14 protein-coding genes are annotated in these 19,580 nt (G+C 45.3%); 3 read left to right on the top strand and 11 right to left on the bottom strand.

Translation table 11 applies throughout. The features are described from left to right. Window positions 1-56: 56 nt before the first annotated feature. From P4S59_RS04980 to tig, 5 genes are all read right to left on the bottom strand, one after another. A complete protein-coding gene (locus tag P4S59_RS04980) occupies window positions 57-329 on the bottom strand; it encodes an HU family DNA-binding protein (RefSeq protein WP_005382341.1) in 273 nt (90 codons plus the stop codon). Between the two features lie 190 nt (window positions 330-519). After that, the gene (gene lon, locus P4S59_RS04975; RefSeq protein WP_005390529.1) at window positions 520-2,871 is read right to left on the bottom strand and encodes an endopeptidase La; all 2,352 of its coding nucleotides are present in this window, start codon (window positions 2,869-2,871) and stop codon (window positions 520-522) included. Window positions 2,872-3,000: 129 nt separating this feature from the next. Next, window positions 3,001-4,281: an ATP-dependent protease ATP-binding subunit ClpX gene (gene clpX, locus P4S59_RS04970; protein WP_005390528.1), complete on the bottom strand. Its 1,281-nt coding sequence runs from the start codon at window positions 4,279-4,281 to the stop codon at window positions 3,001-3,003. A gap of 70 nt (window positions 4,282-4,351) precedes the next feature. Further along, window positions 4,352-4,978 carry an ATP-dependent Clp endopeptidase proteolytic subunit ClpP gene (gene clpP, locus P4S59_RS04965; protein ID WP_005382347.1) on the bottom strand — a complete coding sequence of 209 codons (627 nt, stop codon included), beginning with the start codon at window positions 4,976-4,978 and terminating at the stop codon, window positions 4,352-4,354. 105 nt (window positions 4,979-5,083) lie between these two features. After that, window positions 5,084-6,391 carry a trigger factor gene (gene tig, locus P4S59_RS04960; RefSeq protein WP_005390526.1) on the bottom strand — a complete coding sequence of 436 codons (1,308 nt, stop codon included), beginning with the start codon at window positions 6,389-6,391 and terminating at the stop codon, window positions 5,084-5,086. 526 nt (window positions 6,392-6,917) lie between these two features. Between tig and P4S59_RS04955 the strand changes: the two genes are divergently transcribed. The 3 genes from P4S59_RS04955 to P4S59_RS04945 all read left to right on the top strand — a co-directional run bounded on the left by P4S59_RS04955 (window position 6,918) and on the right by P4S59_RS04945 (window position 10,326). After that, window positions 6,918-8,723 (top strand): sensor histidine kinase, encoded by a 1,806-nt coding sequence (locus tag P4S59_RS04955; RefSeq protein WP_317346048.1) that lies wholly within the window; start codon window positions 6,918-6,920, stop codon window positions 8,721-8,723. A gap of 4 nt (window positions 8,724-8,727) precedes the next feature. Then, entirely contained in the window at window positions 8,728-10,065 is a 1,338-nt protein-coding gene (locus tag P4S59_RS04950) for a sigma-54-dependent transcriptional regulator (protein WP_005390512.1), read from the top strand. A gap of 78 nt (window positions 10,066-10,143) precedes the next feature. After that, window positions 10,144-10,326 carry a hypothetical protein gene (locus P4S59_RS04945; RefSeq protein ID WP_041853050.1) on the top strand — a complete coding sequence of 61 codons (183 nt, stop codon included), beginning with the start codon at window positions 10,144-10,146 and terminating at the stop codon, window positions 10,324-10,326. A 42-nt stretch (window positions 10,327-10,368) separates the two neighbouring features. Here P4S59_RS04945 and P4S59_RS04940 read toward each other — a convergent pair whose 3' ends face one another. The 6 genes from P4S59_RS04940 to P4S59_RS04915 all read right to left on the bottom strand — a co-directional run bounded on the left by P4S59_RS04940 (window position 10,369) and on the right by P4S59_RS04915 (window position 19,306). Then, complete coding sequence (locus tag P4S59_RS04940; protein WP_337168040.1) at window positions 10,369-11,730, bottom strand: TRAP transporter large permease; 1,362 nt, start codon at window positions 11,728-11,730, stop codon at window positions 10,369-10,371. Window positions 11,731-11,733: 3 nt separating this feature from the next. Continuing rightward, on the bottom strand, window positions 11,734-12,408 hold the full coding sequence (locus tag P4S59_RS04935) for a TRAP transporter small permease (protein ID WP_005390505.1): 675 nt from the start codon (window positions 12,406-12,408) through the stop codon (window positions 11,734-11,736). Window positions 12,409-12,478: 70 nt separating this feature from the next. Beyond that, entirely contained in the window at window positions 12,479-13,477 is a 999-nt protein-coding gene (locus P4S59_RS04930) for a TRAP transporter substrate-binding protein (protein WP_005390503.1), read from the bottom strand. A 212-nt stretch (window positions 13,478-13,689) separates the two neighbouring features. Next, window positions 13,690-15,159, bottom strand: coding sequence for a protein adenylyltransferase SelO (locus tag P4S59_RS04925; protein WP_161443701.1), 1,470 nt, complete (start codon window positions 15,157-15,159; stop codon window positions 13,690-13,692). A 176-nt stretch (window positions 15,160-15,335) separates the two neighbouring features. Beyond that, window positions 15,336-16,148: a hypothetical protein gene (locus P4S59_RS04920; RefSeq protein WP_005390499.1), complete on the bottom strand. Its 813-nt coding sequence runs from the start codon at window positions 16,146-16,148 to the stop codon at window positions 15,336-15,338. Window positions 16,149-16,321: 173 nt separating this feature from the next. After that, complete coding sequence (locus P4S59_RS04915) at window positions 16,322-19,306, bottom strand: M6 family metalloprotease domain-containing protein (protein WP_337168039.1); 2,985 nt, start codon at window positions 19,304-19,306, stop codon at window positions 16,322-16,324. Window positions 19,307-19,580 lie beyond the last annotated feature (274 nt).

Raw genomic sequence — 19,580 nt, 5'->3', positions numbered from 1 at the left:
ACTTATTGTTTGAGCAAAAGTTAAGCAAATGGCCGGTTACAGAATTAACGTTGTGATTAGTTACAAGCGTCTTTCAGTGCTTTACCAGCTTTAAAAGCTGGTACTTTTGCTTCTGCGATTTGGATTTCTTCACCAGTTTTTGGGTTACGACCAGTACGTGCAGCACGAGTACGAACGCTGAATGTACCAAAGCCAACTAGAGCAACTTGATCACCAGACTGAAGAGTGCCGCTTACTGCTTCGATGAATGCATCTAGAGCACGACCCGCTGACGCTTTAGAAATGTCTGCATTTTCTGCGATTTGTTCTACTAACTGAGTTTTATTCACTGTAATTTCCCCTTTGTGTCATCTGTGATTATTTTTGTGATGACTTTCGTTCCATTGTTAAGAAAATATGCTCCATCCCTTATTCGTCAAGGGCTGGCAGCTATCGAAACTAACTTAGCGCCCAAAAAAACGCTGACAAGCCTTTTTAGACTTATCAGCGTAAACTTTTACTTATTTTTGCTGCACATCACTATTTTTGAGACTCAAACTCAACGCCCGTCGGGTCTCGCTCTAGTGCGACTTTCAGTACTTCATCAATCCACTGTACAGGGATGACTTCCAGATCAGCGATAACATTATCAGGAATCTCTTCCAAATCACGCTCGTTGTCTTTTGGAATTAGCACAGTCTTAATGCCGCCACGGTGTGCCGCAAGTAACTTCTCTTTTAGGCCACCGATAGGTAGGACTTCACCACGCAGTGTGATTTCACCCGTCATCGCTACCTCTGCTTTCACAGGGTTACCTGTCAGAGCTGAAACCAAAGCAGTACACATTGCAGTACCCGCACTTGGGCCATCTTTTGGCGTCGCGCCTTCCGGTACGTGCACGTGAATATCTTTCTTCTCGTAGAAGTCAGTATTGATACCCAGTTTTTCTGCACGAGAGCGAACTACTGTCATTGCGGCTTGGATAGACTCTTGCATCACGTCACCAAGAGAGCCCGTTTGCGTCAGCTTACCTTTACCTGGCATGGATTGAGTTTCAATCGTTAGCAGATCACCACCCACTTCTGTCCAAGCTAGACCTGTCACTTGACCAATTCGGTTACTTTCATCCGCTTTACCGTAATCGAAACGTTGAACACCCAAGTACTCTTTTAGGTTGTCCATCGTTACCGTGACTGACTTGATGTCTTTATCCAGCAAGATGTTCTTCACGGCTTTACGGCAGATCTTAGAGATCTCACGTTCTAAGTTACGGACACCCGCTTCACGAGTGTAGTAACGGATAATGCCAATAATCGCAGAGTCTTCAATGATGATCTCATCTGGTTTTAGACCATTGCGCTTCACTTGCTTATCAACAAGGTGACGTTTTGCAATGTTCAGCTTCTCGTCTTCTGTGTAACCAGATAAACGAATAACTTCCATACGGTCTAGCAATGGACCTGGAATGTTCATCGAGTTCGAGGTTGCAACGAACATAACGTCAGAAAGGTCATAATCCACTTCTAAGTAGTGATCGTTGAACGAGTTATTCTGTTCAGGATCAAGTACTTCTAGTAGCGCTGATGCCGGATCGCCGCGCATATCTGAAGACATTTTGTCGATTTCGTCCAATAAGAACAATGGGTTCTTCACGCCAACTTTCGACATCTTCTGGATTAATTTACCTGGCAATGAGCCAATGTAAGTACGGCGGTGACCGCGAATTTCTGCTTCATCACGTACACCACCCAGCGCCATACGAACGTACTTCCGACCTGTAGCAGAAGCAATTGAACGACCAAGAGACGTTTTACCCACACCTGGAGGACCAACAAGACAAAGGATTGGACCTTTTAACTTATTGATTCGGTTTTGAACCGCCAAGTATTCAAGAATACGCTCTTTTACGCGCTCTAGACCGTAGTGGTCTTCATTAAGAATCTCTTCTGCTTTCGCTAAATTTTTCTTAACTTTTGAGCGTTTAGCCCAAGGCACGCTGACCATCCAATCGATGTAGCTACGAACCACTGTTGCTTCGGCAGACATTGGAGACATCATCTTAAGCTTTTGCAGCTCTTGCTCAGTCTTTTCACGTGCCTCTTGAGGCATTTTTGATTCGTCAATCTTCTTCTGCAGCGTTTCGAACTCGTCTGGTGCGTCTTCCATCTCACCAAGTTCTTTCTGAATCGCTTTCATTTGCTCATTCAGATAGTACTCACGCTGAGATTTTTCCATTTGCTTTTTAACGCGACCACGAATGCGTTTTTCAACTTGCAGCAAATCGATCTCTGATTCCATCTGGCCCATTAGGAATTCCAGACGCTCAGTAACATCAACAATTTCAAGCACTTGCTGCTTATCCACCAGCTTCAACGGCATATGAGCTGCAATGGTATCCGCTAAGCGAGCCGCTTCGTCGATACCGTTGAGTGAGGTGAGAACTTCTGGTGGAATCTTCTTGTTTAGCTTAATAAAGCCTTCAAACTGATTAATCGCACTGCGAACAATCACTTCTTGCTCACGCTCATCCAATTCTGGCGTAACAACAAATTCCGCTTCCGCTAGGAAGAAGTCACTCTCTTTAAAGTGATTGATTTTCGCACGTTGCTGGCCTTCAACCAGTACTTTTACTGTGCCATCCGGAAGCTTCAGTAGCTGGAGAATGGTGGCTACCGTACCGACTTCAAATAGGTCGTCAACCGTAGGCTCATCAGTATCAGCTTGCTTTTGTGCCACAAGAAGAACTTGTTTGTTGGTTTCCATCGCCGTTTCTAAACAGCTAATCGATTTCTCACGACCAACAAACAATGGAATAACCATGTGCGGGTAGACCACTACGTCACGTAGAGGTAGTACCGGGATCTCGATACGCTCGGAACGTTCCAAGTTCATATAATTCTCTCTTCCGCTTTCACGTTTACGTATTACTTATCGATTTATATGGGGGCTAATTGTTTGGATTCAATAAGAGAAATAAAAAAAGGAGGTAATTACTTACCTCCTTTTTCATTACGGCTGAATTTATTCTGCTCCAGCGGCCTGATTGTCTGAGTTGCTATAAATAAGCAATGGCTCTGACTCACCATTGATGACGGACTCATCAATCACGACCTTACTTACGTCTGTCGCAGATGGCAGTTCGTACATGGTTTCTAGTAATACGCCTTCAAGGATCGAGCGTAAACCACGAGCACCTGTCTTACGCTCCATTGCTTTCTTAGCGATAGCGCGCAGCGCATCTTCTCGGAACTCAAGTTCAGCGTTTTCAAGCTCAAACAATGCTGCGTATTGCTTGGTTAATGCGTTCTTCGGTTCACATAGGATCTGAATCAACGCTTCTTCATCAAGCTCAGTCAGTGTTGTTGTCACAGGAAGACGACCAATGAATTCTGGAATGAGTCCGTACTTCACTAAATCCTCAGGCTCAACCTGAGTAAATAGCTCACCCACGGTCTTCGATTCGTTTTTAGAACGAACTTCAGCACCGAAGCCAATACCTGTACCTGTTGCAACACGCTGCTCAATCACCTTATCTAGGCCAGCAAATGCACCACCACAGATGAACAGGATCTTCGACGTGTCCACTTGTAGGAATTCTTGCTGAGGGTGCTTACGACCACCTTGAGGTGGAACCGATGCAACCGTGCCTTCGATAAGTTTTAGTAGCGCCTGCTGAACACCTTCACCAGATACGTCACGCGTAATAGATGGGTTTTCAGCTTTGCGTGAAATTTTATCAATTTCATCAATGTAAACGATGCCGCGTTCAGCTTTAGCTACATCGTAATCACATTTTTGCAGAAGCTTTTGGATGATGTTTTCAACGTCTTCACCCACATAACCAGCCTCGGTTAGTGTGGTTGCGTCTGCCATTGTAAATGGCACATCCAAGAATCGAGCTAATGTCTCAGCAAGTAGTGTTTTACCGCTACCTGTTGGGCCAATTAGAAGGATGTTACTTTTACCAAGCTCCACACCTTCACTCGTTGTATCACCATTGCGTAAACGCTTGTAGTGGTTATATACCGCAACTGCGAGCACTTTTTTCGCGTAATCTTGCCCGATCACATAGTCATCAAGGTGTTCACGGATCTGTTTTGGCGTTGGTAACGCTTCAGATTCTTTCTTAGGGAGAACATCCTTGATTTCTTCGCGAATAATATCGTTACATAAGTCGACACACTCGTCGCAAATGTACACTGACGGACCTGCGATTAGCTTGCGAACTTCGTGCTGACTTTTGCCGCAGAAAGAACAGTACAGCAATTTACCGCTGCCACTTTCTTTGCTTTTATCTGTCATTCGCTAACCTCTTAGCCTTTACTCTTCATGAATGAGTGTATATCAATTTTTGCCAAAATGCGCTGGCTAATTACTCGCCGCGGTGGCTTAACACTGCATCCACGATACCGTATTCCACAGCCTGCTCTGATGACATGAAGTTATCACGATCAGTATCGCGCTCAATGACTTCAAGAGGTTGGCCAGTATGTTCTGCTAACAACTTGTTTAGCTTCTGCTTAATGGTCAGGATTTCCTGAGCATGGATTTGGATATCAGAAGCTTGACCCTGGAAACCACCCAATGGTTGGTGGATCATTACACGAGAGTTAGGCAGTACGTAGCGCTTACCTGGCGCACCACCTGCTAACAGGAAGGCACCCATTGAACATGCTTGACCCATACATACAGTGCTAACATTTGGCTTAATAAACTGCATGGTATCGTAGATAGACATACCAGCTGTTACGCTGCCGCCTGGCGAGTTGATGTATAGGAAAATATCTTTATCTGGATTTTCAGATTCTAGGAAAAGTAGCTGAGCCACGACAAGGTTTGCCATGTGGTCTTCCACTTGACCCGTTAAAAAAATCACGCGCTCTTTCAGCAGACGTGAGTAGATGTCGTAAGAGCGTTCGCCGCGGGAAGTTTGTTCAACCACCATTGGTACTAGCGCGTCCATAATTGGCGACATTGCATTTTTTTCTTGGTAGCTCATATTCTTATGTCCCTAAAATAAATGGCCCGGATGATGACTATCATACGGACCATTGTTAGCAGAATAGTTAACGTTAAGTCAACCTTCTACGCAAGATATTGCTTATTAAGCAGCAGGTTGTTGTTGGTTAAGTAGCTCGTTGAAGCCTACTTCTTTCTCAGAAACCTGTGCTTTAGCGATGATCGCGTCGATTGCTTGCTCTTCTAGAGCTACGTTGCGCATGTTGTTCATCATTTCTTCGTTTTGCTCGTAGTAAGCAATAACTTCTGATGGATCTTCGTATGCAGTAGCCATTTCTTCAATCAGAGCTTTAACTTTCTCGTCGTCCGCTTTTAGCTCTTCAGACTTGATTACTTCACCTAGTAGAAGACCAACTACTACGCGACGTTTAGCTTGCTCTTCGAACAGTTCACGTGGAAGCTGAGCAGCAGCTTCTGGGTTACCACCGAAGCGTTGTGCAGCTTGTTGGCGTAGAACTTGGATTTCTTGCTCGATAAGCGCTGATGGTACGTTGATGTCGTTTTGCTCAACTAGACCGTCAATCGCTTGCTCTTTGATGCGGTTCTTAACAGCTTGCTTAAGCTCGCGTTCCATGTTTTTACGAACTTCAGCTTTAAGTGCTTCAACACCGCCTTCAACAACACCGAACTTAGCAACGAACTCGTCGTTTAGTTCTGGCAGTTCACGAGCTTCAACTTTGTTCACTTTGATTGCGAACTTAGCTGCTTTACCTTTTAGGTTTTCAGCGTGGTAATCTTCTGGGAAAGTCACATCGATGTCGAATTCCATACCTGCAGTTTTACCTGCGATACCGTCTTCGAAACCAGGAATCATGCGACCAGCGCCCATTTCTAGTGGGAAGTTCTCAGCTTTACCGCCCTCGAATTCTTCACCGTCGATAGAACCAACGAAGTCAATGCTTACGCGTTTGCCATCTTCTGCTGCTTCTTCAACTTCAACCCAAGTAGCTTGTTGCTTACGTAGAGTATCGATCATCTCTTCTACGTCTGCGTCTTTAACTTCAGTTAGCGGTTTTTCAACAGTGATGTTTTCTAGGCCTTTAAGCTCAACTTCTGGGTAAACTTCAAAAGTTGCAGTGAAAACTAGGTCTGAACCTTCTTTGTTTTCTACAGGAGCGAAAGTTGGAGCGCCAGCTGGGTTGATTTTCTCTTTAACGATAGCTTCGATGAAGTGGCGTTGCATAACTTCACCAAGAACGTCTTGACGTACTGCTTTGCCGTACATCTTAGCAACCATTTTTAGAGGCACTTTACCCTTACGGAAACCATCGAAACGACGGTTTTTAGCGATGTTGCGTAGTTCAGCTGTTACAGCGTCTTCGATGTTTGCAGCTGGAACAGTAATGTTTAGACGGCGCTCTAGGCCCTCTAGCGTTTCAACAGTAACTTGCATTATATATAAACCTCTAAAGTGGCTCGGTTTTCCGAGCGTATGAGCGAAACTCAGCGGAGCTTACGCTTCATCCTTGTGTAGTGTTCTGTCCGAACACCTAATTTAAATCGAGTATCGATACTGTTTGTCAGTACCGGACTAATCAGTGATATCTTCGATAAAATTACCAAAGGTATCTCCTATTAGCCTCAGGACAGAATTTTTAGACGCGACATTCTAGCGATCTGTCGCAACCCTGTCGAGCCAATAGCCACTATGTGGACATTGTCTGCGCTAAATTCTCGAATGCTGACCCATTTTTTCTTCAAAAATGCGATTCAAACAGCGTCTAAGTATCGTCAGCATATCTAGAATGGGGACAATAGCGACTTTTTCAAGAGAATCGACCGGTTTTTTTATCGAAAAGCCTAAAAAGAGATCTTGCTCTTGTTTTACTCCACAGAGTTGAAAACTAAATCCCTAATCCTCCCTACAAACTATTAACATTTTCTTACGTGACCAAAGGAAAGGTTTAAGGAGTGTAAGGATGTCGCAAAAAAACCGGATTCTGCTGACTTTTTTTGCCTTCTATTTCCTTTGCGCAATCATAGGTGGTCATTGGGTTTGGCAGACTAGTTATCAATCATTGCTTGATAAACACCAGTCCCAACTTGAGCAATTTTCTAGTCATATTAAAAACAAACTCGATAAATACGCCCATATCCCTAATCTTCTGGCTAAAGATGACCCTCTCCATCAAGCGTTACTGCATCCAAATAACAGTGCCCAACTGGAACTCACCAATCGGTATTTAGAATCCGTTAATGACGTGATTGAAGCGGCAGATACCTATTTAATCGATCAATGGGGTACAACGATCGCGGCCAGCAACTGGCGTAAAGAGCGATCTTTTATTGGACGAAATTTTGCGTTCCGCCCTTATTTCAAACAAGCAATCGTTGGGGAACGAAGCCAATACTACGCGCTGGGTTCGACTTCGGGTAAGCGTGGCTACTACTATTCTTATCCGATCATATACGCGGGCGGCGTCCTTGGTGTGGTCGTGGTTAAGATGGACTTGAGTAAAATAGAAGACAACTGGCAGCAGCCAAATAGTGTGTTTGTCGCGAGCGATCCGCACGGGATTGTTTTCATGAGTAGCCGAAGTGATTGGCTACTCAAAAGCTTACAACCGCTGACTGAGAATGAAAAAAAGCAAGTTTGGGCAAGCCGACAATATCTTGATGAGCCAATTGAAACCCTAGGACTGGTGGGCAATGTGGAGGAAACGCATTCTGAGCTAAAACAAGGTTACCCATATAACAAAGGGACCTTGGTGGTCTCTTCGTTGCCCCTACCAGAGCTCAAGCTGACCATCCGTGTACTATCTCCCAAGCAGTCTATCGTCTGGCTCACAATGGGTTACATTTTTGTACTTACTCTTGCATTCACCGTGTTGTTTTTAATTGGCCAGCTCATCTATCACCGTCAACAACGCCACTTACAACTTGAGAGAATTCAGCAAGAGGCCAATCAAAAACTTGAATATCAAGTCATGGCTCGCACCGCAGAATTGCAAGCAGAAATCGCCCAGAGAATAGAAACCGAACAAACACTTCGCCTAACGCAAGACGAACTCGTTCAAGCTGCGAAACTAGCAGTATTAGGGCAAATGTCAGCCAGTATCAGTCATGAACTGAATAATCCACTTGCGGCCATTCGCAGCTTTGCTGAAAACGGCAAGCTGTTCCTCCAAAAAGAAAAATATGAGCGAGTGGAAGATAATCTAACTCGCATCTCAGCCCTCACTGATCGTATGGCAAACATCAGTCAGCAGCTTCGTTCTTTCGCTAAAAAAACCAGTGGAAACGAGCTGGCTCAATCTCGTTTGTTTCCAGTAATTGCCTCAGTCAAAGAGCTGATGAAACCCGCACTTAAATCTGCACGTGTCACGCTAGAAACGCAGGTACCAGAGCACGATGTTGAAGTTCAGATCAATATCATTCAACTTGAACAAGTGTTGGTTAATTTGCTGACCAATGCGATAGAGGCTCTCAAAGAGCAACAAGACAAACAAGTACAGTTATCCGTAGAGCAAGACGAACATGCCGGTTTGGTTTGGATTCATGTAGATGACAATGGTCCAGGGCTTGGAGATTTCTCACTTTCGGACTTATGTGAGCCTTTCCTAACTACCAAACAAAATGGGTTAGGTTTAGGACTCTCTATCTCGCAACAAATCTTAGCCAGTATGAACGGAAGATTATGTGCCCAAAATCGAGAACAAGGCGGAGCTCGATTTTCATTGTGTTTACCTATCGCTCCTAACAACACAGAACAATCAAAAGGATGAGATCATGTGTCAGGTGTTTTTTATTGATGATGAAGCCGATCTTAGACTGGCAATAGAACAAACGTTTGAATTGGCAGATATCGATGCCACATTCTTTCCAGACGCTGAATCTGCCTTACTCGCCATTAAGCAGGGAGCCGAGCCAGGTGTGGTGATTACCGATATTTGCTTACCCGGTATTTCAGGGATGGATTTACTGAATACCCTTGTACGAAAAGACACCCATCTTCCCGTGATTATGATTACTGGTCATGGCGATATCTCAATGGCAGTTAATGCGTTACACCAAGGAGCGTATGATTTTATCGAAAAGCCATTCCCACCTGAGCACCTAGTTGAAACCGTCAAGCGCGCCATTGAGAAGCGCCAATTAACGGTTGAAAACGAGAAGTTACGCCTGTCTCTCAAGGCAAGTAAAACGCTCGGACCTCGTGTTATCGGAGAAACGTCTAGCATTCAAATGTTACGCGAAACCATTGCTCACATCGCCGATACTGATGCAGATATCTTATTGTTTGGCGAGACTGGTACAGGTAAAGAGTTAATCGCCCGCTCTTTGCATGAGCAAAGCTCTCGACGGAACCAAAACTTTGTCGCAGTAAATTGTGGTGCAGTACCAGAGAATTTGATTGAGAGCGAACTCTACGGGCATGAAAAAGGCGCATTTACTGGCGCAGAAAGCCGCCGTATCGGTAAATTTGAATTTGCTCAAGGCGGTACACTTTTCTTGGATGAAATCGAGTCAATGCCAATCCAAGCCCAAATCCGTTTACTGAGAGTACTGCAAGAGCGTGTGATTGAGCGTGTCGGCTCGAATGAACTCTTGCCCTTAGATATTCGAGTAATTGCCGCAACCAAAGTCGATTTGAAACGCGCTGCTGAAGAGGGAACCTTTCGCCAAGATCTTTACTATCGACTGAATGTGGTTACCTTAGATCTCCCGCCACTGCGTGAACGGAAAGAAGACATCCCTGCCCTCTTCCATCATTTCCTATTGGTAGCGGCTTCACGTTACGGTAAAAGCTCTCCTAGCTTGTCATCCCACGACCTCGCCCAACTGATGAACCATGACTGGCCAGGCAATGTTCGCGAGCTAAGAAATGCAGCAGAGCGTTTCGTGCTATTGGGTAAATTAATTCAGTTAGGAGAATCGACTCCAGTTGCCAAGCCTTCTTCAAGTCTTGCAGAACAAGTAGCAGAGTTCGAGAGAGCAGCCATTGAAGGCGCATTACTGGAAAATAACGGCAGCATTAAACAGACAATGGCGCAATTGAATGTGCCTCGAAAAACTCTGTATGACAAAATGCAACGCTATCAAATAGATAAAGAGCTCTATAAATAAAACGATTCTCAAGGATTGGTATTATATCCAACTTGAATCATAATTTTTAATAACTGATTCATCATGGTTGTTACGGATATGAACGAGAAAGTGAGAATACCGATCATTACAGATACCGTGATGGTAGACGGGCAATATCAAGAAGAGAGACGTTCAGGCGAGGAGCGGCGCAAGAATAAAAAGAAGTGGCGAAGCTACGAGCGGCGAGTCCACCCAGACCCTCGTAGGCCTAGCTACAAACCCATAGACGAAGAGGTGTGAATCATCACACCTCTTTTGTTTTTCTTCAAATATCTGGTGCCATTACTTAGTAATGATTTCTGGCCCCATCAAGGTCGTTGGTAACCAAGTAGACACCCATGGCACGTACGTTACAATAATGAGGAATAGGAACATCACCGCCACCCATGGCAGTGCGGCTTTTACTACATTCATCATCGACATTTTGGCGACACCTGCAGTAACAAACAAGTTAAGCCCAACAGGTGGTGTTATCATACCTATCTCCATATTCACCACCATCATAATACCTAAGTGAATTGGGTCGATCCCCAGTGCTATCGCAATTGGAAACACCAGTGGTGCAACAATGATCAATAAGCCTGATGGCTCCATAAATTGACCACCAATCAACAGCAATACGTTCACCACAATCAAGAAGGTGATTGGTCCTAAACCAGCTGACATCATTGACTCTGTGATCATTTGCGGGATGCGTTCTTCCGTGAGAACGTGCTTCAAAATTAACGCATTGGCAATAATGAAAAGCAGCATGATGGTGAGTTTACCCGCTTCATACAGCGTGTGTTTGGTGTCTTTATGAACGAAGGTGTGAAAAATTTTGACTAATGCAGGCTTAGTATTTTGCTTATCAGCAAATGCCCCCATGTCTTTGTATACAAAGTTGGCAATAAAGAACGAGTACACAGCAGCAACTGCAGCGGCTTCTGTTGGGGTGAAAATACCGCCATAAATACCACCGAGAATGATCACCACCAGCAACAAGCCCCAGCTTGCATCCTTAGCTGCATCAAACGTCTCTTTCCAACCGACAAATGGTTGTTTTGGCAGGTTCTTAATACGGGCAGCAATATAGATCGCTATCATCAGCATGACGCCAGCCAACAAACCCGGTATCACACCACCGAGGAACATACGTCCAACTGATACATCAGTCGCGGCAGCGTAAACTACCATAACGATAGACGGCGGAATCAAAATCCCTAGCGTACCTGCGTTACAAATTACGCCGGCCGCAAACTCTTTTGAGTAACCGTTTTTGATCATACCTGCGATAACGATACTACCTATGGCAACAACCGTTGCTGGAGATGAACCTGACAGCGCGGCAAACATCATACACGCGACAACCGAAGCCATCGCTAAACCACCACGGAACCAGCCTACAATCGCAATCGCGAAACGAATGATCCGTTTCGCTACACCACCTGTCGACATAAAGCTTGAAGCTAAAATGAAGAATGGAATTGCTAATAGAGTGTAGTGTCCAGCAAATGCATTAAACAACGTTTGAGCAACAGACGCCAAAGACGCATCCGAATGAATCAAAAGGAAAAGAATACTGGAAAGACCCAGAGAAACTGCGATTGGCACGCCGACGAGCATGAAGCCAATCACCATCAAAAATAGAAATAAGATATCCATGGCTTATTGCTCCTTGCTCTTAGAATTGTCTGAGGCCTTTGGAGCCATAAGATCACCGGCATCACTCATCTCTTCTTGAAGCGCCTCTAGCTCTTCTTCTGCTTCATGCCCTGCAATCAGTCGGTCGAGCTTTCCGGTAGCAATTTGCCATGTTGCCTGAGCAAATCTCAGCGTTAGCAACGCCATACCAAGCGGCAAAGCGAAATAAGGAATAAAACGTGGCAGCTTTTCGTAACGCTCTCCCTCGTTTAACCAATCCGCCATAAACTGAAGCATTTCCGGCATTGGAATATCATCCGTTTCATACCACGCTCGGTCTGTGGCGAACGGATACCAGTAGTTCCAAGAGCCAATTAAAAGCAAAATAGAGAAGGCTAAACAGCATATTGCAGCAAATAACGCCAAGGCTTTTCGTTTGCCCTCTGGCACTATATTGATGATCACATCAACACCAATATGAAAGTGTTTTTTCACACCGTAAGAAGCGCCGACCAACACCATCCATGCGAACATAAAGACGGTGAGCTCAAGCGCCCAAAGAATATTGTCGTTAAAGACATAACGAAAGATGACATTGGCAAAGGTTAACAAGGTCATGGCACCTAAGAAGAAAGCAATCAAAGTCTCTTCAATGGCATCGGTGATTCGTCCAGCCTTGGCAAAAAAAGTCTGTTCCATAATTACATCACGTCGTCTGTAGGGGAAAAGAGCCCCCTCTAATCGAGAGGGCTAAGCGTGCTAGGCGTTATTATTTTTGGTTAGAAGCCAAAGCGGCTTCAATTAGGTCAGAACCAATGTCTTTTTCAAACTTCTTCCATACTGGCTGAAGTGCAGTGACCCACTCTTGGCGCTGCTCTGGCGTTAACGTGCGAACCACACCACCAGCTTCGATGATGTTGTTTTTGTTCGCAAGGTTCACCTTGGTCGACTCAGCATTACGCTGCGCTGTCACCTCTTGGATGATTGTGTTTAGCTGCTCGCGCTGATCGTCTGGTAAGTTTTTCCAGAAGTCGTTTGACGTCACCACTAGGTAATCCAGAATCCCGTGGTTCGTTTCCGTAATGCCATCTTGAACTTCGAAGAACTTTTTGCCGTAGATGTTTGACCAAGTATTTTCTTGACCATCAATAACCTTAGTTTGCAGGCCACCGTACACTTCTTTGAATGACATTTTTTGCGGGTTTGCGCCTAGCTGTTCAAACTGAGCAACGAGAACGTCAGAAGCTTGAACACGGAACTTAAGCCCTTCAGCGTCGGCTGGAGAAATGAGCGGCTTGTTGGCTGACATTTGCTTCATGCCATTATGCCAAAACGCAATACCTTGTAGACCACGTCGTTTCATTGAGTTTTTCAGCTTTTCACCGGCTTCAGAGTTTTGGAAGCGGTCAACAGCGTCGACATCGTCGAATAAGAAAGGCAGATCGAAAAGGCGGTACTTTTTGGTGAATTTCTCAAACTTAGAAAGAGAAGGGGCAGCGAGTTGAACATCACCATTTAGTAGTGCTTCCAACACCTTATCATCATCGTAAAGCGTTGAGTTCGGAAACACCTGCATACAGACTTTACCGTTCATCTCTTCGTTAACGCGTTTTTCAAGTAACGAAGCCGCAATACCTTTTGGGTGTTTGTCCGCGTTCGTTACATGGCTGAACTTGATGACCGTTTCACCTGGGTCACAATTCGCGGCAGCGTTAAAGCTCGTTACAGCAAGCGCAGAGACAGATAGTAGAGTTAGAGGCTTAAACATTATTATTCTCCTTGTTGAATCACATCCCATCCCGTCCATGAATAACTAGGTATTAGGCGATGGGTACGGATGTTCAACAAAGAGCAATTAATGGACCATGTTAAAATTCATATGCATTTCAATAAATTAACAAAGCCCATTAACATGAACACAGAGTATAACGAGTGAATTCCACCCAAGAAAAAGATTCAAATGGGTGGGAAATGACCCATTTATGAAGAACAGCTTATCTCCATTTTCTTCCCCCATTCCGGTGGCAATTTCGCGTAATCATCAAACTCGGGTTGCTCATCAAATGGGCGCTTTAACAGTTCGGCCAATCGGTGTAATTCACTAAAGTCCCCTTCTTCCGCTTTATCAATGGCCAACTGAGCCAAGTAGTTACGCAAGATGTATTTGGGATTGGCTTGACGCATCTGTTCGCAACGCTGTTCGGCTGAAATCAGCTCCCCTAGTTCATCAACCTCTAGCTCACATCGAGCTAAGTACAGATCAAGCCAAGCTCGCGCAGCTTCTCGGTCGAGAAACAAGTCGATTACGGCTTGAGAAGAATCAGTATCAAGATTTGAAAGCGTTCTAAAGAAGCGAGTGTAATCCGTGTTATTTTGGTGAAGGAGCTCAAACATTGCTTCAAATAAACGTCCATCTTCCGCGATCTTGGTTTTTAAACCCAACTTCTCACGCATTAGGCGGCTGAACTGCTGACTCAACCGGACTTCAAATTGGCTCAACGACGCTTCTAAATCTTCTCGCTCAACGAGTGGCGATAGCGCATGCGCGAGTGCTGAGAGGTTCCAAAGCGCAATTCTTGGCTGTTGGTCAAATGCATAACGGCCTTGGTAGTCGGAATGATTACAAATATATCCCGGCTCATAATCATCAAGAAAACCAAACGGGCCGTAATCAAACGTTTGACCAAGGATCGACATGTTGTCGGTGTTCATTACCCCATGAGCAAACCCATACGCTTGCCAATAAGCAATCATGTCCGCTGTTTTCTGAACAATTTCACCAAACATTGCAGCGTATGGCTTCTCTGCCGATGCACAATCAGCAAAGTGCCACTCGATCACTTTGTCCGCCAGCAACTTTTGCTCTGCCAATTGATTGGTATAGAAAAAATGCTCGAAATGGCCAAAACGCACGTGGGTCTCCGCCATACGAATCAACATTGCGCCGAATTCTGTTTTCTCGCGATAAACCGGCGTGTCACTGACCATCATGCCAAGAGCACGAGTCGTCGGGATCCCAAGCCCCGCCATGGCTTCACTACATAGATACTCACGAATGGTTGAGCGCAACACCGCCCTGCCGTCCCCCATTCGCGAGTAGGGGGTTAGCCCCGCGCCTTTAAGGTGAATATCAAACCAAGTGCCATCTTGATGCTCAATTTCCGCCAACAGCAATCCACGTCCATCGCCCAAGTCTGGGTTGTAAACGCCAAACTGATGTCCTGCGTATTTCATCGCCAGAGGACGAAACGGTTCGAATTCGCTTTGCCCAGAAAAAACCGCCAATAGCTCATCGCTTTGCTCTGCTGGTAAACCAAACTGCTGCGCAAACTCACCATTCCAAGCGACCCAACGAGTATTATCCAAGGGTTGCGGCTCGACCAAAGTATAGAAAGCTGACGGTAATTGACTAAAGCGATGGGTGAAACTGACCCGTTGCCAAATGGACATGTGGGGTTCCTTAATAACAAGAAGTACTGCTGTCAGTATACGTGTGAACGTCACTGTCATTCAGCCATGAAATGGACATGGGTATTTTGCGTGAATAACGCGAAGGTGGTAGGAAGGTATTAACCCGCTGCATACCACCTCACAAACGGAAGTGGTATGTAAAAGCGATCAAATGATTAAGCGGAAAACTCTTCACCCGTTTTTGGTGGCTCTGATGGTGTATCAAAACGAGCGCGTTCAATGTCCACGACCGTTTTATAGCTCAACGATAACAAAGCCAACTGGTACGCACCGAAAATACCATAGGCAACACCCACAAGACTCAGCATGAAGAGGTTAGTAAAGTGACTAAAGATAAGCTGACTGAGCAATCCCGCGCCCAATGGAATTAAGCCCATCAAAATGAATACTTGTTTGTTGTATGGTCTGCTTTGGTTCCACGAACGACGCAAGCTGCGCGGCTGATGATCCATTGCGGTCGCTGGCAACACGAACGACCAGCGCGCCATCACCCAATAGCCCGGAATGCTTGCAACCGTTGTGATAAACGCCATGGCGACAAAATCGGGTTCACCACTTTCTGCAATATAGAGAAACGACAACACAAAGATTGGGATACCAATGACGAGCATCATCATCAACCCAAATAATATCCACCAGCCAATGAAACGGAATTCTCTGGCTGACAAGCGAAATACATCCAACGCTGAGTGCATGTAATCGCCAACCAAATAAATTCGGTGTACACGCACAGCCGCCATCGCGGCAACAAGTGGGTATAAAATGATTGTGACGAAATAAAATCCCGCGATGTTTCCTTCTTGAGCGTTCGCTTGATCTTGCCCCGTCATTTCAGGATACATAAACACAAAAATTGAGTGCACGATGATCAATGGAATACAAGCAATGACAATTGCGAGTAGGTTCCTTCTGACCATCACTGCTGCTTCTCGGCATATTGCCGAAACAGAAAAGTCCTCGGTTGACATACAACATCCTTAATTTATAAAAATCTGCCCATAGGGTACCCGCTGAATAGAAAAATCGCTTTAAAAATAATGAGAAACACATCTCATAAGATAATGAGAGGTACTAGGAAGCAAAACGGGTACAAAAATAAGCCACTCAATGTGAGTGGCTTATACAGTAATTCGATATCGTTTTAGACGCGGCGTCGCCAGCCCAATGCAACAAGTAACATCAGAGCCCAATAAGAAACACTGCCACTACCTTCAGAGTTCTTGAATGTCGTTGTTTTCAAAGAAGCGACAACCGTCACGGTCACTTCACCTATTGCGGTAGCACCGTTGCCATCTGAAACCGTATATTGCAGCTTGATGTTATCAACCGCACTATCCGGAGCTTGAAAACGAATTTTGCCATTTTCTACACTCGCACTTCCCACGCCCGTTAGGTTCTGTACGCTTTCTACAACCAGTTTATCGCCATTCACATCCGAATCATTGCCAGCAGCATCAATCACAATGCTTTCACCAACGGCAACGGTCGCCGTATCTGCTAACGTGACTGGCGCTGCGTTTTGCATGGTTAAATTGACGGTAGCACTGGAGGTTTCATTACTTGGATCAGTAACGGTTAGACGGAATGTCAGAACCTCACCCGCTTTTATACCTTGAGGCACTGTAAAGCTTGCCGTAGCACTGGCCGAATTTCCGATAGAAACTGAAGTACCAGCCAATTGCTCCCATCGGTAGTTCAACACATCGCCATCCGCATCTGTGCTGTTTGCCGCCGACAATGTTACTTTCTGTCCAGCAGTAATCTCCTGGCTATCCACATCGATGAGCGCTTTTGGTGCTTCATTACTACCAAGTACTTCGACCTGCACGCTCACAACCGAAGACGAATACACGCCATCCGTAGACAGCAAACGATATTGGAAGCTGTCCAAACCAACAAAGTTAGCTTCAGGTTGGTATTGGTTGCCAGAAATGGTGCCGTGCTCAGGCTTCTGCACAATGTCCACATTGAACTGATACCCTATGGCCATGAAATCATTGTCCATCAGGTTCAGATCGATTGGCGTATTCTTATCGGTTTGCAGTGAATCAGCTTTCGCATCAACAATGTTGTTCGCCTCCACATTCAAGAGTGCTGCGAACGGAACATAAGAGAATCCAGCTTGCTCTAAACCAAACGTACCTATCTCGTTGTAATTACCAGTCCACATTACAGGCAGGGATGATTTTTCAGTTTTTAGTAAGCGGCCAAAGTCAAAGTTCGATTCAAATTCACCGCCTTCTAATTCCACTACTAACAGGTGCTGACCCGCACTTAATTGGCTTGGTTGAGGGAATAAAATTCGGGATGGCTTTTGGAAGCTACCTTGCTGTAAAAGTTCAGCATTGTTCTGATCCAATATTAATCGGTAGCCCACGTTACCTGAGAATGGGAATCGCCATACTCGATAAGTCATGTCACTTTGAGCGCTATTGCTTTGCGCGTAAAGTTGAAGACCATCAAGCTTTGTCTCAGCATTCAAATCCAATGATACCGCCAGAGTGTTACTGCCACTTGCGTACACATAACCTTGGTGAAGAGAGTTCAACCATGCCGATTTATTTGGCTCGTTTATATGCTCAAGAGAAAAACTGCCGCCGTTGGTATTGCTGGCAATGTTGGAAATACGAACCCCAGTATCAAACCCGGCGATCGCTCTCAGACCCGGGGTCGATGTATCTGAAATGACATTGCCACCATTAGGATACAAATCGCCGGCATCACTGCTTCCATCATGCTCTAACTCATTCAGACCATCGGCCTGCATGATTTGAACCTGCATCGCGCCAACATCGTTAAAGCGATTCTGGACATTAACCGACGTCGCTAGTATGCCTTCTGCCGCCAATGCTCGGTCGTAACCGCTAAAGGTACGGTTTTCCAAATAAACGCGTGGGCCGAACTCTTTCAAGTACGGGTCGAGATACACCAGTTTGACATCGTCGTTGTTCACGGAAATAGGCACCGGGCTTTCATGAGTGATCGTTGGTACTACGAAACCAGCGGCGTGTTTGCTCCACGCACTCATGTTCACTGGCGTGTCTCCTGCGTATGAGTCTCCCGGTTTCTGTGCCCATGAACCACCGCCCATCACGCCCCAAGAACCGATCGAGGCATCACTGTTCCTTGCGTACAAATCCGGCAAGCCAAGCATTAAATGGCCAAGCTCATGTACGATCACGCCTAACGTCGCTTGATGATCAACTTGGTAGTCAGCAAACACACAATAATCGGCAATTTTTTTGCCATCTAGGGTCACATCATCGTGAGAGAATTTATGCGGCCAAATAGAAGGACGATCAAGGAATCCGGTTGAACGGTCGCCACCCGCAAAAATAAACATAACTGAGAGTTCTGACGGTTCTACGGTACCATTTTGATTGCTGTCGTAAGCCGAAAGATTAAAGTACGGATCCAGTTTTTGATACGCTTCGGTGAAGACCGCATTCAACTTGGCAGTACAAGTCTTGTCAGTTGAGCTAGAGTGGCAATTTGGGTGGCTTTGCGCCACGGTCACATTGATCACACCATCATTCGCGGTACCATAACTCTCAATCGCAGGGACAACTTTGAATTTCCCTTGAGAGTTTTTATCAAAATAATCGACAACGCTTTGGCCATCGGTATTAAACACACGTTGTTCGAAGTCATGCACCATCGCTTGATCATCAAAGGAGACTTGCACAACCAACAGTGGTTGCTGCTTCACCGATGAGCTACTCATCGCCTGATAACCTTGCGCCGAACGCAATAGATTTTGGCGCGCCATCGGTTCAATGGTTTTTAGAGAAGATAACTGCGGCTTAACTTGTAGATCCGGGCGAAACTTCGCCGATTCAGGCGCATCACTCGATTGAGTTTTAGCAACACCCGTCGAGCGTAACGTTGGGATGTCTGACTCGCGCTGAATCTGTGCAAAAAACCAAATGCCATCTTCATGAACCAAGGCATTACCTTGTTTATCTTCAAACCAGTGGAAATCGGCAGTGCCGCGTAAAATTGCCTCACTAGAGGTACCATCGCTCAACGCAATAGTATGCCAAACTGGTGATGGCGGAGTAGTTGCCATGCTCTTACCTGCAAGAAGCGCAGTTAGCATAGTCAAGGCGAGTGTGTTGAATTTCAAAGTACGGCTCCATCTTTTCGATTCGTTTAATACCAAGCACAGCCAGTACACAATAACCCATAAACATAGAATGAGGTTGAGTGGCTAACGACTAAGGCTGGTATCAATTCGCTCAGATAACACAATATTATTTAGCATCACGTTACAAAAGCGTCGGATGCCCAAATACTTTTGTAAGTGTGGCTTCCGAGGGTATAAATTGAGTGAATGAATAGTATCGAAACAAAAGGAAGAAGAAATAAACTTCTGCGACTTTGTAGATAAAATTGGGCAA

It is taken from the genome of Vibrio sp. M60_M70 (genome assembly GCF_037162085.1).
GTDB classification, from domain to species: Bacteria; Pseudomonadota; Gammaproteobacteria; order Enterobacterales; family Vibrionaceae; genus Vibrio; species Vibrio diabolicus.
Note: the sequence above shows the minus strand (reverse complement) of the source record. Positions and strands in the feature narration are given on the sequence as shown.

Bases quoted from the DNA above. Each gene is read 5' to 3' on its own strand.
- P4S59_RS04945 (WP_041853050.1), top strand. From the start codon at position 10,144: ATGAACGAGAAAGTGAGAATACCGATCATTACAGATACCGTGATGGTA.
- lon (WP_005390529.1), bottom strand. From the start codon at position 2,871: ATGAACTTGGAACGTTCCGAGCGTATCGAGATCCCGGTACTACCTCTA.
- P4S59_RS04935 (WP_005390505.1), bottom strand. From the start codon at position 12,408: ATGGAACAGACTTTTTTTGCCAAGGCTGGACGAATCACCGATGCCATT.
- P4S59_RS04920 (WP_005390499.1), bottom strand. From the start codon at position 16,148: ATGTCAACCGAGGACTTTTCTGTTTCGGCAATATGCCGAGAAGCAGCA.
- clpX (WP_005390528.1), bottom strand. From the start codon at position 4,281: ATGACAGATAAAAGCAAAGAAAGTGGCAGCGGTAAATTGCTGTACTGT.
- tig (WP_005390526.1), bottom strand. From the start codon at position 6,391: ATGCAAGTTACTGTTGAAACGCTAGAGGGCCTAGAGCGCCGTCTAAAC.
- P4S59_RS04930 (WP_005390503.1), bottom strand. From the start codon at position 13,477: ATGTTTAAGCCTCTAACTCTACTATCTGTCTCTGCGCTTGCTGTAACG.
- P4S59_RS04925 (WP_161443701.1), bottom strand. From the start codon at position 15,159: ATGTCCATTTGGCAACGGGTCAGTTTCACCCATCGCTTTAGTCAATTA.
- clpP (WP_005382347.1), bottom strand. From the start codon at position 4,978: ATGAGCTACCAAGAAAAAAATGCAATGTCGCCAATTATGGACGCGCTA.
- P4S59_RS04950 (WP_005390512.1), top strand. From the start codon at position 8,728: ATGTGTCAGGTGTTTTTTATTGATGATGAAGCCGATCTTAGACTGGCA.
- P4S59_RS04955 (WP_317346048.1), top strand. From the start codon at position 6,918: ATGTCGCAAAAAAACCGGATTCTGCTGACTTTTTTTGCCTTCTATTTC.
- P4S59_RS04940 (WP_337168040.1), bottom strand. From the start codon at position 11,730: ATGGATATCTTATTTCTATTTTTGATGGTGATTGGCTTCATGCTCGTC.